The 14,734-nt window shown below is 47.1% G+C and carries 10 protein-coding genes; 6 read left to right on the plus strand and 4 right to left on the minus strand.

All coding sequences use genetic code 11. From position 1 onward, the window contains the following. The first annotated feature begins 92 nt into the window (after positions 1–92). From LZU85_RS04170 to glgC, 4 genes are all read left to right on the plus strand, one after another. Positions 93–578 carry a CreA family protein gene (locus LZU85_RS04170; RefSeq protein ID WP_176299528.1) on the plus strand — a complete coding sequence of 162 codons (486 nt, stop codon included), beginning with the start codon at positions 93–95 and terminating at the stop codon, positions 576–578. 124 nt (positions 579–702) lie between these two features. Then, a complete protein-coding gene (locus tag LZU85_RS04175; protein ID WP_176299527.1) occupies positions 703–2,007 on the plus strand; it encodes an inosine/guanosine kinase in 1,305 nt (434 codons plus the stop codon). A 180-nt stretch (positions 2,008–2,187) separates the two neighbouring features. Next, entirely contained in the window at positions 2,188–3,936 is a 1,749-nt protein-coding gene (locus LZU85_RS04180; protein WP_176299526.1) for a formate--tetrahydrofolate ligase, read from the plus strand. A gap of 291 nt (positions 3,937–4,227) precedes the next feature. Beyond that, positions 4,228–5,442, plus strand: coding sequence for a glucose-1-phosphate adenylyltransferase (gene glgC / locus LZU85_RS04185; RefSeq protein WP_237286442.1), 1,215 nt, complete (start codon positions 4,228–4,230; stop codon positions 5,440–5,442). 53 nt (positions 5,443–5,495) lie between these two features. Here glgC and LZU85_RS04190 read toward each other — a convergent pair whose 3' ends face one another. Continuing rightward, a complete protein-coding gene (locus tag LZU85_RS04190; RefSeq protein ID WP_176299524.1) occupies positions 5,496–5,855 on the minus strand; it encodes an NADH:ubiquinone oxidoreductase in 360 nt (119 codons plus the stop codon). Positions 5,856–6,427: 572 nt separating this feature from the next. Between LZU85_RS04190 and LZU85_RS04195 the strand changes: the two genes are divergently transcribed. Both LZU85_RS04195 and LZU85_RS04200 read left to right on the plus strand, forming a co-directional pair. Next, positions 6,428–7,660 carry an L-lactate MFS transporter gene (locus LZU85_RS04195; RefSeq protein ID WP_237286443.1) on the plus strand — a complete coding sequence of 411 codons (1,233 nt, stop codon included), beginning with the start codon at positions 6,428–6,430 and terminating at the stop codon, positions 7,658–7,660. 67 nt (positions 7,661–7,727) lie between these two features. After that, entirely contained in the window at positions 7,728–9,365 is a 1,638-nt protein-coding gene (locus LZU85_RS04200) for a VRR-NUC domain-containing protein (protein ID WP_237286444.1), read from the plus strand. A gap of 83 nt (positions 9,366–9,448) precedes the next feature. Here the strand turns inward: LZU85_RS04200 and LZU85_RS04205 are convergent, their stop codons facing one another. Genes LZU85_RS04205 through LZU85_RS04215 form a run of 3 tightly spaced genes read right to left on the minus strand, consistent with a single transcriptional unit; the run spans position 9,449 to position 14,603 of the window. Then, the gene (locus tag LZU85_RS04205) at positions 9,449–12,508 is read right to left on the minus strand and encodes an efflux RND transporter permease subunit (protein ID WP_237286445.1); all 3,060 of its coding nucleotides are present in this window, start codon (positions 12,506–12,508) and stop codon (positions 9,449–9,451) included. Further along, positions 12,505–13,575, minus strand: a complete 1,071-nt coding sequence (locus tag LZU85_RS04210; RefSeq protein WP_237286446.1) for an efflux RND transporter periplasmic adaptor subunit — start codon at positions 13,573–13,575, stop codon at positions 12,505–12,507. Before LZU85_RS04210 ends, LZU85_RS04205 begins: the two co-directional genes overlap by 4 nt. Further along, on the minus strand, positions 13,575–14,603 hold the full coding sequence (locus LZU85_RS04215; protein ID WP_237286489.1) for an efflux RND transporter periplasmic adaptor subunit: 1,029 nt from the start codon (positions 14,601–14,603) through the stop codon (positions 13,575–13,577). The genes LZU85_RS04210 and LZU85_RS04215 overlap by 1 nt, the downstream gene beginning before the upstream one ends. Positions 14,604–14,734 lie beyond the last annotated feature (131 nt).

The raw sequence follows: 14,734 nt of genomic DNA on the forward strand, positions 1-14,734 counted from the left end.
ACGTGAGAATAACCAATCTAGCTAGAGACATTCAACATAGAAAGCTGGTAAGGTAACTTCCATAGTTCGCGAGGGTTATCAAGGATAAGGTCATGAAAACAAAAATTCTTACAGCGGTTTTGTCGACCACTGCGCTGCTGTCTGGCTGTGGTGGCAACGAAGTAGGCGACGTAGGTTTAGGCTGGTTTACTTTAAAAGACATCAAAATCACCTCTTTACAAGATGAAGTGGTCACAGGGGTCACTTGCCATATTGCGTCTATCGAAGCCAATTTGAGCCTGTCCGACCCAAGTGACAGCTCTATTTCTTGCCGCCAAACTGGCAGTATTACGCCAGAGATGATCGCTAAGATCGATAAAAGCTCATCGGGAGAAGTGGTTTTCAAACAATCAAAAAGTATCTTCTTTAAAACGATGAAGGTGCGTCGTATTTACGATCAAAAAAACCAAACGCTTCTCTATCTCTCCTACACCACCAAAGAGACAGAAGGCAGTTTCAAACACAGTCTGTCGTCTGTTCCTTTGTGGGGCACAGAAGCCTATCAGCAGGGTGAGACGAATCTCGCGACAACACAGTAGTTTCCTTTTGAACTTCGCTTGGCCGAGCAAAACTTACTCGGCCAGCTTTTGAAGCAACAAAATAGCCTTGTTTCAAAAAATCTGTGATATCATGCGCCTCCTTTTTCCTCAAGCAATCACTAGTATGAAGTTTCCTGGTCAGCGAAAATCTAAACATTACTTCCCTACCAACACTCGAGATCCACTTGTTTCTGAGCTCAAAGTAGCACCAAAACTTTACCGTCCAACCATTGTTGGCGTAGGCCAGACCATTGTCGATATCGAAGCTCGTGTGGACGATGAATTCTTAGCAAAATATGATTTAAGCAAAGGACACTCGCTAGTTCTTGAAGAAAGCAAAGCGGACGCATTATATGAAGAACTCGTAGAACGCGGTTTGATCACTCACCAATACCCAGGTGATACGATTGGTAATACGCTTCACAATTACTCGGTACTTGCCGACAGCAAATCCGTGTTGCTGGGTGTGATGTCGAAAAACATCCAAGTTGGTTCATACGCCTACCGTTATTTATGCCGCACATCTTCGCGTATGAATCTCAACCACCTGCAAACCGTTGATGGGCCAATTGGTCGCTGTTACACACTGATTTCAGAAGATGGTGAGCGTACCTTCGCCATCAACGAAGGTCACATGAATAAACTGGCACCAGAGAGCATTCCGGAGGAAGTCTTCGAGAAAGCCGCCGCTCTGGTTGTTTCATCGTACTTAATGCGTGGAAAGCCAGAAGATCCGATGCCTCAAGCGGTGCAACGCGCCATTGAATATGCCAAAAAGCATCAAGTCCCTGTTGTGTTGACCTTAGGCACAAAGTACGTCATTGAAGGGAATCCTGAGTGGTGGCAAGAGTACATTCGTGAAAACATCACGGTTGTGGCAATGAATGAAGAGGAAGGTCAAGCACTGACAGGTGAATCAGATCCTCTCAAAGCCGCTGATAAAGCATTGGATTGGGTTGATTTAGTACTGTGTACTGCCGGCCCTGATGGCCTTTACATGGCAGGCTATACAGACGAAGATGCAAAACGCGAAACCACTCACGATCTTTATCAAGGCGAGATTGAAGGGTTTAACTTGTATGAGTTTAGCCGTGCGATGCGTCGTAGCGATTGCAAAGACCCAATTCGAGTGTATTCACACATCGGCCCTTACCTTGGTGGCCCTGCAGAAATTAAAAATACCAATGGCGCTGGCGATGGTGCGCTTTCAGCCCTACTGCATGATATGGCCTCAAACGCATTCCATATTAAAAATGTACCTAACTCAGAAAAGCACCAGCATATTTGCCTTACTTATTCGTCCTTGTCGCAAATTTGTAAATATGCAAACCGAGTGAGCTATGAAGTCTTGACCCAGCACTCCCCTCGCCTATCTCGTGCATTACCTGAGCGCGAAGACAGCTTGGAAGAAGCTTACTGGGATAGATAATTCCGTACTAAATACTATTAAGGCTGCAAATTTGCAGCCTTTTCTTTTTGATCTAAACCAATATTTATCAAATTAGACTACGTTGTAGCACAGCTCGGACTATATAATACTTTACTCAGTTAAGCATTTGAGTATCATGCCAGCGCAAACGTTTGCGTGATTGTTTAATAAGGGTTTTGCATGCTTTCCGATATCGATATTTGCCGTACAACACCACTTCAAGCCATAGCAGAAATAGCGACAAAAGCGGGGCTTCGTGCTGAAGAGTTCGAAACCCACGGTTTATATAAAGCAAAAGTATCAGCGAAGTGCGTACAACGTCTAAGAGACAAAGCAGATGGCAAGCTGGTTTTAGTCACCGCGATCACCCCAACCCCATTAGGGGAAGGAAAAACCGTTACCACGATAGGACTTGCTCAAGGACTGCATGCACTGAATCAGTCAGTCATGGCTTGTATTCGTCAACCATCAATGGGTCCTGTATTCGGTGTGAAAGGGGGTGCTGCTGGTGGTGGCTACTCGCAAGTTGCACCGATGGACGAACTCAATTTGCACCTTACCGGGGACATTCATGCGGTCACCGCAGCTCATAACTTGGCTGCTGCGGCCATTGACGCTCGTATTTATCATGAGCAACGCGCAGGTTACGAAGCCTTTGAAGCTCGCACTGGCCTAAAAGCACTCAAAATAGATCCTAGTCGCGTAGTTTGGAAACGCGTGATGGACCATAACGACCGAGCTCTGCGTAAAGTTATGGTGGGTTTGAATGAGGCAGGCAAGACCATCAATGGCTTTGAGCGTGAAGAAGGTTTCGATATTTCAGCGGCCTCCGAACTGATGGCGATTTTAGCGCTTTCGAAAAATCTGCAGGATATGCGCTTACGCATTGGCCAAGTCGTGCTGGCTTACAATGTTCAAGGTGAGCCTGTCACCGCAGAGCAGTTGCAGGTCGCTGGGGCGATGACGGTAACGTTAAAAGACGCAATTAAACCCACGTTAATGCAAACACTTGAAGGTGTCCCAACCCTTATCCATGCTGGTCCGTTTGCTAACATCGCGCATGGAAACTCCTCAATTATCGCCGATGAAATCGCGCTAAAACTATCCAGTTACGTTGTCACCGAAGCGGGTTTCGGATCTGACATGGGGCTAGAGAAAGCGTGTAACATAAAATCCTCCACATCGGGCAAGTCTCCAGATTGTGTGGTGCTTGTTGCAACACTAAGAGGGTTAAAAGCCAATTCTGGCCTTTATGACCTCAAACCAGGCATGCCTCTGCCCGACGCTCTGTTTTCTGTTGACTCTCCAGCCCTGGTTGCCGGTTTTAGTAATTTGCAGTGGCACATTGAAAACGCAAAAAAATATGGCTTGCCTGTCGTGGTAGCCATTAACCGTTTCCCACAGGACTCGAATGAAGAATTGATGCAACTCGAATCGATGATTCATCAGTTTGACACCACCGTGCGTGTCGCCATTAGCGAAGGCTTCGCCAAAGGCGGAAAAGGGATGGAAGCAGTTGCCAGAGAAGTGATCGAAGCGTGCGCTGAGCCTGTGAACTTTATGCCGCTGTATCAACCCGAGCAAACTCTACGCGAAAAAATTAACGCGGTTTGTAAAAAGGGCTATGGTTGTGGCGAAGTTGAGTTCACTACCGAAGCAGAACAGCAACTGGACCTTTATCAGCAATTAGGGTTTGGGCATTTGGCAGTTTGTATGGCCAAAACACCATTGTCTATCTCATCCGACTCTTCACTCAAAGGGGCACCAAAAGGATTCTCTATCACAGTCCGAGAAGTGCGTTTATGCGCCGGCGCAGGGTTTGTCTATGCCCTGACAGGAAGTGTGATGACCATGCCTGGCTTACCGGATAAGCCGGCGTTCATGGCCTTAGATATCGATAAAGACGGCAATATCATCGGTCTAAGCTAACCACTTTCCGGATTAAGCAGCCCATCAATCCTTCACAAATGATGGGCTACTATTTACAGTGTAAAAATCTCAAAGTTTTATTATTTTGAACCTGCATTCCACTTCTCGCTTAATGTAAACTCCAACCACCTTTTATGCACTCTACTAGTGCAAAACCCATACCTAATTGCGTATTTTTTGTGCACACCAATCAATTCTCCAATGAAATGTGCTGAATTTCTCAAGATTTAACTCTTGGCTTAATTCTTGTACTAATCTCAATGAGATTGCACATTGTCAGGGAGAACATAAATGCAGGACATCTTAACGGTGATACTCGCCGGAGGCATGGGATCACGGCTCAGCCCATTGACCGATGATCGCGCGAAGCCAGCAGTTCCATTTGGCGGTAAATATAGAATCATTGATTTTACGTTAACGAACTGTCTTCACTCAGGCTTACGAAAAATACTCGTTTTAACGCAATACAAGTCCCACTCCCTACAAAAACATCTTCGTGATGGTTGGTCGATATTTAATCCGGAACTGGGGGAATACATCACCTCTGTACCGCCTCAGATGCGCAAAGGTGGAAAATGGTATGAAGGTACTGCCGATGCTATTTTTCACAACCTTTGGCTACTTGAACGGAGTGAAGCGAAATATGTTGTTGTTCTTTCTGGTGACCATATTTATCGCATGGATTACGCTCCGATGCTTGAAGAGCACATAGCAAACAATGCAACGTTGACCGTGGCTTGTATGGATGTCAACTGCAAGGAAGCGAAAGCATTCGGCGTGATGGGTATTGAGGAAAACAATCGCGTCCACTCGTTCATCGAGAAACCAGAGAACCCGCCACACTTACCCAATAACCCTGAACGTAGCCTCGTCTCGATGGGTATTTATATCTTTAGCATGGACGTATTGAAGGAGTCCTTGGTAAAAGATGCAGACGACAACGACTCTTCGCATGATTTTGGCAAAGACATCATTCCGAAACTCATTGATGGTGGCTCGGTATACGCCTACAAGTTTTGTGGCAGCAAAGGCCGTGTCGATAGAGATTGCTATTGGCGTGACGTAGGTACTATTGATTCATTTTATCAGGCCAACATGGATCTTTTGGAACCAGTCCCCCCAATGAATTTATATCAAAAAGATTGGGGTATCCGCACCTACGAACCACAATATCCCCCGGCACGAACGGTTTCATCGGGAGCGGGAAATGAAGGGATCTTCATTAACTCTATGATTGCTAACGGGGTTATCAATTCTGGAGGTTCTGTGCAACATTCCATTATTTCTTCCAATGTCAGAATCAACGACAGTGCTACGATCGTTGATAGCATCATTTTTGATGATGTTGAAATTGGCGAAGGGTGTCAGCTAGTGAACTGCATTATCGACAAGCATGTGAAAGTGCCTCCGTACACCCAGATTGGTTTGAATCGATTAGAGGACGCACAACGCTTCAAAATCTCTGATAATGGTGTTGTGGTTGTTCCAGAAAGTTATCAGTTCTGAAAACGTAAAATGCCAGCGAAAATCGCTGGCATTTTTGTATAAATTATTCTGCCTTACGCAGCTACGTGTCGTTGCCCTGGCGCTTTGGTTTTTTTCTGGCGGTAACTGAACCAAAGGTATGTCACCACAATTGAGAAGAACAAATACGAAAGCGAGAAGATGAATGGCGAACCGATCAAATCTTGCGACAATCCCCAAAATACGCCGATAACCGTCACTGCTAACTTAGACAGCATGCCGCAAAGCAACAGGAAAACCGCCAGTTGAGGGAAACGCGAGCTGCGGAATGCAAACCAGTAACAGCTGCCTACCGCCAGAGATGAAATATAGAGACCAAACAAGAAAGAGTGGATGTGGTCAGCAGAGGCATAACCCGCCGTAACAGATATCAGTAGAATAAGGAAAATCTTCATATACACCTCGCTATAAAAGCCTAAAAAGCATCCTTTCAATATTGCAATCTCAGTTTCCGCTATATTTTGCCAAACTAGTTTCAGAGATCAAGAGGCCAAACCTGTACAAAATGTGTACAAATATTAATTGAACCGACTGATTTTACATATGGTTAACACAATGAATTTTAAGAATCCTTTGTCTACGGCATTTCGAGAGTAAAGTGTAAATTTAGAAAAGCATTGTTACATTCACTTAACATTGGAAAATATTTTGTCTTTTTTTTAGCAATGTGAACTCAGTACCATATCGGTTCTCTTCTGCATATCTAAGCCCCGTCAGATAAGCGCTCAACACCCAAAGATCACAAGATTTTCACAAAAAAATGTCAATTCAGAAAAATCTGTAACAACACTTTTTAACGTATAAAAATATTTTCAGATCTGGCCTCAAAAAGAGATTCCAATCACAAAAGGATTGGTTATAATCCGCGCTCATTGCGTTATCTGTTGAAAAACGCAAACTAATTTTGAGTTTAACCACCTTTTATTCGCCCCTTTTGGTATTACCAGAAGCAACACTGAGAACAAAAATGAGCAAGATTGATAAAGCTATGCGCATCCTACTTGCAGGATTCTGTATCAACCTTTGTCTTGGCATCCTGTATGCTTGGAGTGTATTCAACAAAGCACTAGTGACTGAGTCAGGCTGGAGCGCAGCAGAAGCGTCTGCCCCTTACGCAACCGCAACGATCACGTTCTCTATTTGTCTTCTTGTTGCAGGTATTCTTCAAGACCGCATGGGTCCACGTATGATCCTTATCCTAGGGACTGTTCTTACAGGTCTAGGTATGATTGCATCTGGTTTTGTTGACTCTCCACTGATGCTCAACATCACGTTTGGTGTGATCACTGGTGCGGGTATCGGTTTTGGTTATGCTTGTCTATCTCCATCGGCGATGAAGTGGTTCCACGCATCGAAGAAAGGCATGGTTAACGGCATCATCGCAGCAGGTTTTGGTCTTGCAGCGATCTACCTAGCGCCACTGACTTCTGCATTGATTACCAACATGGGCATTCAGACCAGCTTTATGATTCTTGGTGTTGGTGTTCTTGCTATCGCGGTACCTCTAGCGGCAACTATCAATAACCCGCCAGCAGATTACACCCCAGCAGAGCCGAAAGTAAAAGAAGGCCAAGCACCTAAAGCGGTGAAGAAATCTGAAGACCTAACGTGGAAAGCAATGCTAAAAACGCCACAGTTTTATTCTCTTTGGATCATGTACGCGTTTGCAGCGTCAGTTGGCCTGATGATCATCGGTAACATCACCACCATCGCAAGCGTTCAAGCAAACCTGCCTAACGCGGTTTACTTAGCGTCCATCCTTGCCATATTTAACTCAGGCGGCCGTGTCGCTGCGGGTATGCTTGCCGACAAGATCGGCGGTGTACGTACGCTTCTTCTAGCGTGTGTTCTGCAAGGTATCAACATGGCATTGTTCGCTACCTTCAAATCGGAATTCACGCTGATCATTGGTACGGCTATCGCAGCAGTTGGTTACGGTACGCTTCTTGCTGTGTTCCCTACCCTAACCGCAGAATTCTACGGTCTGAAAAACTACGGCACTAACTATGGCGTACTTTACACAGCATGGGGTATTGGCGGCGCGATTGGCGCAGCGGTGGTTGGTTACTCTATGACCAACGGCACAGGCTACACCTTGGCTTACACAATTTCAGCGGTGATGATGGGCGTTTGTATTGTGCTTGCACTGGTAACGAAACCACTTTCAGAAGCGAAAGTCGCAGAGCTGAAAAAGGCGTAATTACGCGTTGATTTGAACATGAAAAGGCTTAACCTACGGGTTAAGCCTTTTTTATGGTCGGTCGTTTATGGAAAACAGCGTAGAACTCGCCCCGGATTACTATCTCGAGAACTTTTTGAAGCTTACGCGCCACGCACTGCAGTGGTATCAGGACTTGCTGACAACAGACGAACAGCAATGGCTTTTGGCGTTCACTGAGCTTGATAAGCGTGCGCAATGCCTGTTGGTGCGTTTGTACAGTCGCAAAGGCTGTTGGTTTCGCAGTGATAAACTGCATTACGCTGAAATTCCCCAAATTGATCATGCCCTAGACATACTCAGCCAAGGCGAGTTTGTCGAACTCTCTCCTGTACTTTCTCATCAAGAGCTTGCTCTCTACTTACTGACAAAACCTGAGCTGCTTTCGCTCTACCCTCATCTCACCAAAACGCAAAAAAAAGAGGCACTGGTCAGTTGTCTAAGTGACGACGCCTTCACTCAGTTTGAGGAGCTGTCATTCACCGTCATCAAGCTTAACTCCGCTCACATGATCGACCTGCTACTGACGTTGTTTTTCGCAAACACCCATCAAGATCTGAGCCAATTCGTTTTGGATGATCTTGGTCTGCATCAATTCGAGTCTTACCAGTTAAGTAAAGAGCGGCGATTCTTCGATAGTCGAGAACAGATTGACCGCTTAATCGACCTTAGCGAACTTTCGAACCGTTACTGGCTTTGTGATAGAAAACAAAAGGAGAATCTGGAACAACTGCTGGCAGCACTGCCTGGCCCTGTGGCACATCCCTATGTCGACCGTAAACGCGAACACCTGCTTAATGACCTTGCCCGAGATTTTGAACGCCTTGGCGAGTTCACCTCGGCGCTCACACTGTTTGAACAAACCACGCTGACGCCGAGCCGAGAACGCCGTGCGCGCATCTACGATAAGCTTGGCCAAGATGATCGATTCTCTGAAATCGTCAACCAAATGCTCACGCTTCCAATCGATGTTTCAGAACTCGAAGTGGCACAAAAACTCGATCAACGGCTCAAAAGAAAGCTAGGAGTGAAAACAACCAGAACGGCTAAACCAAAATGTCGGGAGCATTATGTTGAGCTGGACTTATCACAACAGCGGGTTGAACTCGCCACGAAATCCTACTTTGAATCGTTAGGCTGGTACGTCTACTACACCGAGAATGCGCTACTTAATGGCCTACTCGGCTTGACACTATGGGACGCAATTTTTGCCCCCATCGAAGGTGCCTTTATCAACGCTTACCAACAACGCCCATTGGATCTCTATCATCACGATTTTGTTAAACAGCGAGCGGACTTGGTGTCTGATGCTATCGACAAAATAAAGCGTGGGCAGACCGAAATCCTTATCACCACCTACCGGGCAAAACAAGGCATCAGTAATCCCTTTGTACATTGGCCCAGTTTGGATGAAACATTAATCCAGCTTGCTCTTAGCCATATACCTAGCGAGACTCTGGCCTCTCTATTTACGGTTCAGTTGAGCGACCTAAAGCTTTATCGAAATGGTATGCCCGACTTGATTGCGTTTAAAGATGGAAAGTTTGAATGGATTGAGGTTAAAGGCCCTGGAGATAAACTCCAAGACAACCAGTGGCGCTGGATAAATCAGTTTCATCGACTCAACGTTCCGTTCTCGGTTTGCTATGTCAATGCATCAAACTCGGGTGTCCAGTCTCCGAGCTAATTCGATTCGCCGAAACAGCAACAACAAGGGGCAGAAGACTGCCCCATTTTTTATCGATAAAATTGTGCCATTGGTAAGTCGTGTTAAGACTTTGCCGGCTTGATGCCAAACAAAATAGCAAACATAACGGGCACGACAACTAAGGTCAGTACCGTCGCGAAACCCAAGCCTGCCATGATGGTAATGGCCATAGAGCCAAAGAACGCATCAAACACCAATGGAATCATGCCAAGTATGGTGGTCAATGCCGCCATGCTGACCGGACGAACACGGCTCACCGCGCTGTCGATGATGGCAAGATACGGATCTTTCCCTGAATCGAGCTCCAGATTGATCTGATCCAGCAACACAATGCCATTTTTCAGAATCATGCCGCTAAGGCTTAACAGGCCAAGAAAAGCGGTGAAACTGAACGGCATGTTGGTGACCAACAATCCAAGTGCCACACCAATGATAGAAAGCGGCACCGTGAACCAAATCACCAGCGGCTTTTTGAACGAATTGAAAAGCAACATGGTGATAATGAACATCGATAAGTAACCCATCGGCAAGGAACCAAACAACGCGTCCTGTGCATCTTTCGATGATTCGTATTCCCCACCCCATGTGATTTCATAGCCATGTGGAATGGGCAGCGCCATCACTTTAGGTTGCACACGAGCAAACAAACTTGCTGCCGTGTCCTCGCTTAGCACATCGTGGTCAGCCAACACGGTCAACGTGCGTTTACGGTCACGGCGTTCTATTAACGGCTCCTCCCAATCTAAAGTCACACCATCGATGATTTGATCAACCGGAATGTAACTTTGCAACGATGGGCTCCAGATGCTGACGTTTTGTAACGATTCAAAGTCCACTCGTTCTGTTTCTGGCAATCGCACCATAATCGGCAAAATGTGTGTGCCATCTCTGAGTAGACCCAATGTGCTGCCACCAAAACTCATCTGCAAGGTGCTCGACAAATCTTCTTTTGAGATGCCTAAACGGCGCGCTTTCGATTCGTTGAAAATCGGCACGATTTGCTTCGTTCGCTCACGCCAATCATGGCGTATATTACGAGCACCCGGATCGGTATGGAGAATGTCTTCCACTTGAACCGCCAACGCTCTAAGCACTTGTGGATCTGGGCCAGTGATGCGCGCTTCAATCTTAGATGCCGGCGATGGGCCAAATTCCATCAACTTTAACTGGAAGGTTGGCTTATCAAAGGTTTTGGCTAAGCGGCTATCCAGTTCGTTAAGCAGCACAAACATGGTGTCGCGATCCGTTGTTCGCACTTGAAATTGCGCATACGCTTCGTAGTTCTTGGCCGGCTCATAGGTCAAAGCAAATCGCTGCAAACCCTGACCAATCGATGCTGACACAAAGTCGATGTTTGCTTGTTGGCGAATGTAACTTTCCACTTCACTGGCTTGCTTCATGGTTTCACGAATGTCCGTCCCTTCTGGCATCCACATATCCACGTAAAACATCGGCGTGTTCGATGGCGGGAAGAACTGCTGCTTAACATGACCAAACGCCACTACCGCGCCAACAAGCAAGGCCACCATGCCTGCGATCGTCAGCCAACGAAAACGTAACGCCCACTTTAGCAACGAGCCAAATGCGACAAACAACCAACCTTTGTATGGGTCTTCTTCATCGGCAGCGAGCGTTTTGTCTTGCTCTTTCAAGAGCAGATTCGCCAGAAACGGTGTCAGCGTGATGGCGGTGATCCAGCTTAAGAACAGCGAGAAACACAAAACCCAGAACAGCGAGCCCATGAACTCGCCGGTTGCGTCCTGTGATAAGCCAATCGGCGCAAACGCAGTGATGGCAATCACGGTCGCCCCCAACAATGGCCACTGAGTTTGTTTCACAATGTCGGTCGCGGCTTGGATTTTTGTGCGCCCTTTCTTTAGGCCCACCAAGATCCCTTCCACCACCACAATGGCGTTATCCACCAGCATACCTAGGGCGATAATCAACGCCCCTAGCGAGATTCGGTGCAGTTCAATGTCGTAATGATTCATCAAGATAAAGGTGCCGAATACCGTCAGCAGCAACACCAAGCCGATGATCACCCCACTACGAAGCCCCATGGTGAACAGCAAAACAATAATCACGATCGCCACCGCTTCCGCTAGGCTGATCACAAAGGCTTTCACTGAATCATCCACTTCTTGTGCCTGATTGTAGAAGTAGCTCATGTCGATGCCTGCTGGTTTGATGCTTTCTAGGCTGGCCAGTTCCGTTTCAATACGCTGGCCCACTTCCACCACATTCACGCCTGAAGCAAATGAAACGCCGATATTGATCGCTTTCTTGCCGTTAAACAACAGCACATTATCGGGCTTTTCTTGAATGCCGCGGGTAATGGTCGCTACGTCTTTTAAGCGAATAAGATTCCCGGTATCGCGGCCATGAATGATCAGATTTTCAAGCGCGTCGACGGTGTTCAACGTGCCGCTTGGTCGAATCATCAAACTCTCGCCATTGACCATCACTTCACCGGCAGAAACCACATTATTCTGCTTATTGAGTAAACCGGAAATAACGTTCATATCTAGGTTGAGCGCGGCAAGGCGATCGAGGGAGATTTCAACAAAGAGTTGCTCTTGTTGATCGCCTGCGATGTCCACTTTGCCCACACCATCAATCAGTTCAAGCTCACGAGTCAGTTGGTCTGCGTAGCGTTTCAGTTCCACATAATCGTAATCGTCGCCCGTGAGCATCAGCATCACGCCGTATACGTCACCAAAATCATCAATGATTTGCAGAGATTGAACACCTTGCGGTAACGAGGGTTGCAGATCATTGATTTTACGGCGCATCTCGTCCCAGATTTGTGGCAGCTCGTCAGGGCCGTAATCCATCTTCATGCTCACCATGATTTGCGACAGACCATTCGATGAAGTAGACGTGATCTTATCGATGTAAGGCAGCTTGCGGATCTCTTTCTCGAGCGGATAAGTCAGCTCTTCTTCAACCTCTTTCGACGTCGCGCCCGGGTACGTAGCAATGACCATCGCATCTTTAATGGTGAACGCAGGGTCTTCCAAACGCCCCAATTCTAAGAATGACGTGACTCCGCCAATGGCAAGAATAACGATAAACAGCCAACTGATGACTTTGTTCTTGATGGAATATTCCGCAATGCTCATTCTTGTTCCTTCTCTACCACATCCACGTGTTTGCCTTCGCGCAACTTGCGTAAATTCGAATTCACCAACACATCACCTTGTGCCACTCCCGATGAGACAATGGCCCCATCGCCGTGGATTTGTTCAATGGCCACGGGCACTTTAGTGACCGCGTCACCATTTAATTTCCAAACAAAAAACTCCCCTTCATGACTTCCCGCTTGCAGTGCTGTCATCGGAATGGTGTAGCCATCAATGGCGGTAATGCCCGCTGCCGCCATATCAACCAGCACGCTGACACTGGTACCAGGCAGGATCTCACTTTGCTGCAACGGTTGTGGCATCGATAAGTACATTTGGTAAGTTTGGGTTTGCGCATTCGGTTCACTGGTGTGTTCCAAATAATTGAGTGCGAACGTTTTCTGCACGCCAGAAAAGGTCGCTTGGGGCTGGTAATCCATACTTTGTGTGTTCGGGTTGACCAAAGCTAACACGTTGTCGGACAACTCAATTCGCACGTACACCTTGTCGTTTTGATACAAACTGACGATCGGCTCACCAATCGCGACGCGCTCAAAACGTTCTTTGTACACGTCCGAGATCTTACCGGTGAACGGGGCAAACAATCGGGTGTAGTTAAGTTGGTTGGTTGCGTTGTAAAAATTAGCTTCAGCCAATGCTTTGCTCGCCGTGAGCGCATCTAACTCCGCGTTAGAGATCATCCGTTTGGCGTAGAGCTCGTTACCACGTTTCAGCTGACGAATTGCCAAGTTGTATTGCGCTTGTGCATCGTTTACCGCCTGTTTTTCTTTGCTATCATCAAGCTTAGCGATCATCTGACCTTGCTTGACGAGATCGCCCGCGTTGACCAATACATGCTGAATTTCTCCTGCGCGGCGAAAGGCGATCGGTGTTTGCTCGGCGGGCACAACTTGCCCCTTAAAGGTGCGATACTGGCTCTTAACAGGCGCATCAACAGAAACGGTTGAAACGTACAATGGCTGGTCATTAAACGACTGTGGCTGGGAATCACACCCTGTCAGCACGGCCAACGCTATTGCTGAAAGTAGTAATAAAGGACGTTTCATTAAATCCCCTCCTCGCGTACCCATGCTTTGACGACTTGGCCTTCCACCAAACGCTCGACACCCGCAATGACCACGTAGTCGTTGCTGTCGAGGCCAGATTCCACGCCACCATGAGCATTTAAAGAGAGCGTCACTTTGTTGACTTGCTGCGTCTCACTGTCCATCACCCACACCTCTCCTTGCGAGGCTTGTTTTGTCACCCACGCGGTGTTTGGCAGCATCACCGCGTTTGAGAGGTTTTGCTTAGCAATGTGGACTTGCCCCGTCATCCCCGTTAACAAATTGCGATCTTCCGGTCTGTCGATGGTGACGATCACTTGGTAACTGTTGGTGTCTGGGTTTGGTCGAGTTGAGATCTCTTTAAACTGACCAGAAATGCGCTTATTGGGTTCGCTGTCCATCGTCACCCACATCTCAGCGTGTTTGAGCGCCGCCAGAGAAAGCGACTCAACATAGGTCACAGGCAATGCAAACGACACATCCAACACACGGTTGTCGATAAGATTGAGGATCTCTTGTTTTTCCGCCACCAGTTGATGAGGTTTGACATAGGTGTAAGAAACCACACCATCAAAAGGCGCGTGAATTTTGGTGTAACTGAGATCGGTTTTGGCTTGCTCCCAATTGGCGAGCGCCGCTTTGTATTGGGTTTCTTGCTGATCATAGCTATCGGCGCTGACGAGTTTTTTCTCATACAGTTGCTTGGCGCGTTGCCATTCCGTCTTCGCCAGTGAGTATTGCGCCTGAGCAGCGTTAAGGGCCAATTGCAAATCTTTCGGGTCAAGCGTCACCAAAACATCACCTTGGCTCACCTCTTCACCCATCTTGACCAACAGTTGCTTAATTTCACCGCCCACTTGGAAAGAGAGCTGAGCGCGATACGTTGCGTCGATTCGCGCTAAAAAGGCATCCGATTCAGCAACGCTCAGATCGTCCACCGCCAGTAACTTAACGGGTTTGATCAGAGGATCGGCAGGCTCCGATATGGCTTTGTCACAGCCCGTCAGCAGTGTTGATAGACCAAGCATCACCACAATAGCGACAGACGTGCGTGTTATCTGGGGTTTGCGCACTGAGATTCTCCATTCCTTTATTTTGCTATACAGGTGTGCAGTATATGGGGAATCAAAAAATGATCAATATATTTTCCATGTGGACA

It is taken from the genome of Vibrio floridensis, assembly GCF_021852965.1.
Lineage (GTDB): Bacteria > Pseudomonadota > Gammaproteobacteria > Enterobacterales > Vibrionaceae > Vibrio > Vibrio floridensis.

Excerpts from the sequence above, each read along its gene's own strand:
- LZU85_RS04170 (WP_176299528.1), top strand. The coding sequence starts at position 93 with ATGAAAACAAAAATTCTTACAGCGGTTTTGTCGACCACTGCGCTGCTG.
- LZU85_RS04175 (WP_176299527.1), top strand. The coding sequence starts at position 703 with ATGAAGTTTCCTGGTCAGCGAAAATCTAAACATTACTTCCCTACCAAC.
- LZU85_RS04180 (WP_176299526.1), top strand. The coding sequence starts at position 2,188 with ATGCTTTCCGATATCGATATTTGCCGTACAACACCACTTCAAGCCATA.
- glgC (WP_237286442.1), top strand. The coding sequence starts at position 4,228 with ATGCAGGACATCTTAACGGTGATACTCGCCGGAGGCATGGGATCACGG.
- LZU85_RS04190 (WP_176299524.1), bottom strand. The coding sequence starts at position 5,855 with ATGAAGATTTTCCTTATTCTACTGATATCTGTTACGGCGGGTTATGCC.
- LZU85_RS04195 (WP_237286443.1), top strand. The coding sequence starts at position 6,428 with ATGAGCAAGATTGATAAAGCTATGCGCATCCTACTTGCAGGATTCTGT.
- LZU85_RS04200 (WP_237286444.1), top strand. The coding sequence starts at position 7,728 with ATGGAAAACAGCGTAGAACTCGCCCCGGATTACTATCTCGAGAACTTT.
- LZU85_RS04205 (WP_237286445.1), bottom strand. The coding sequence starts at position 12,508 with ATGAGCATTGCGGAATATTCCATCAAGAACAAAGTCATCAGTTGGCTG.
- LZU85_RS04210 (WP_237286446.1), bottom strand. The coding sequence starts at position 13,575 with ATGAAACGTCCTTTATTACTACTTTCAGCAATAGCGTTGGCCGTGCTG.
- LZU85_RS04215 (WP_237286489.1), bottom strand. The coding sequence starts at position 14,603 with ATGCTTGGTCTATCAACACTGCTGACGGGCTGTGACAAAGCCATATCG.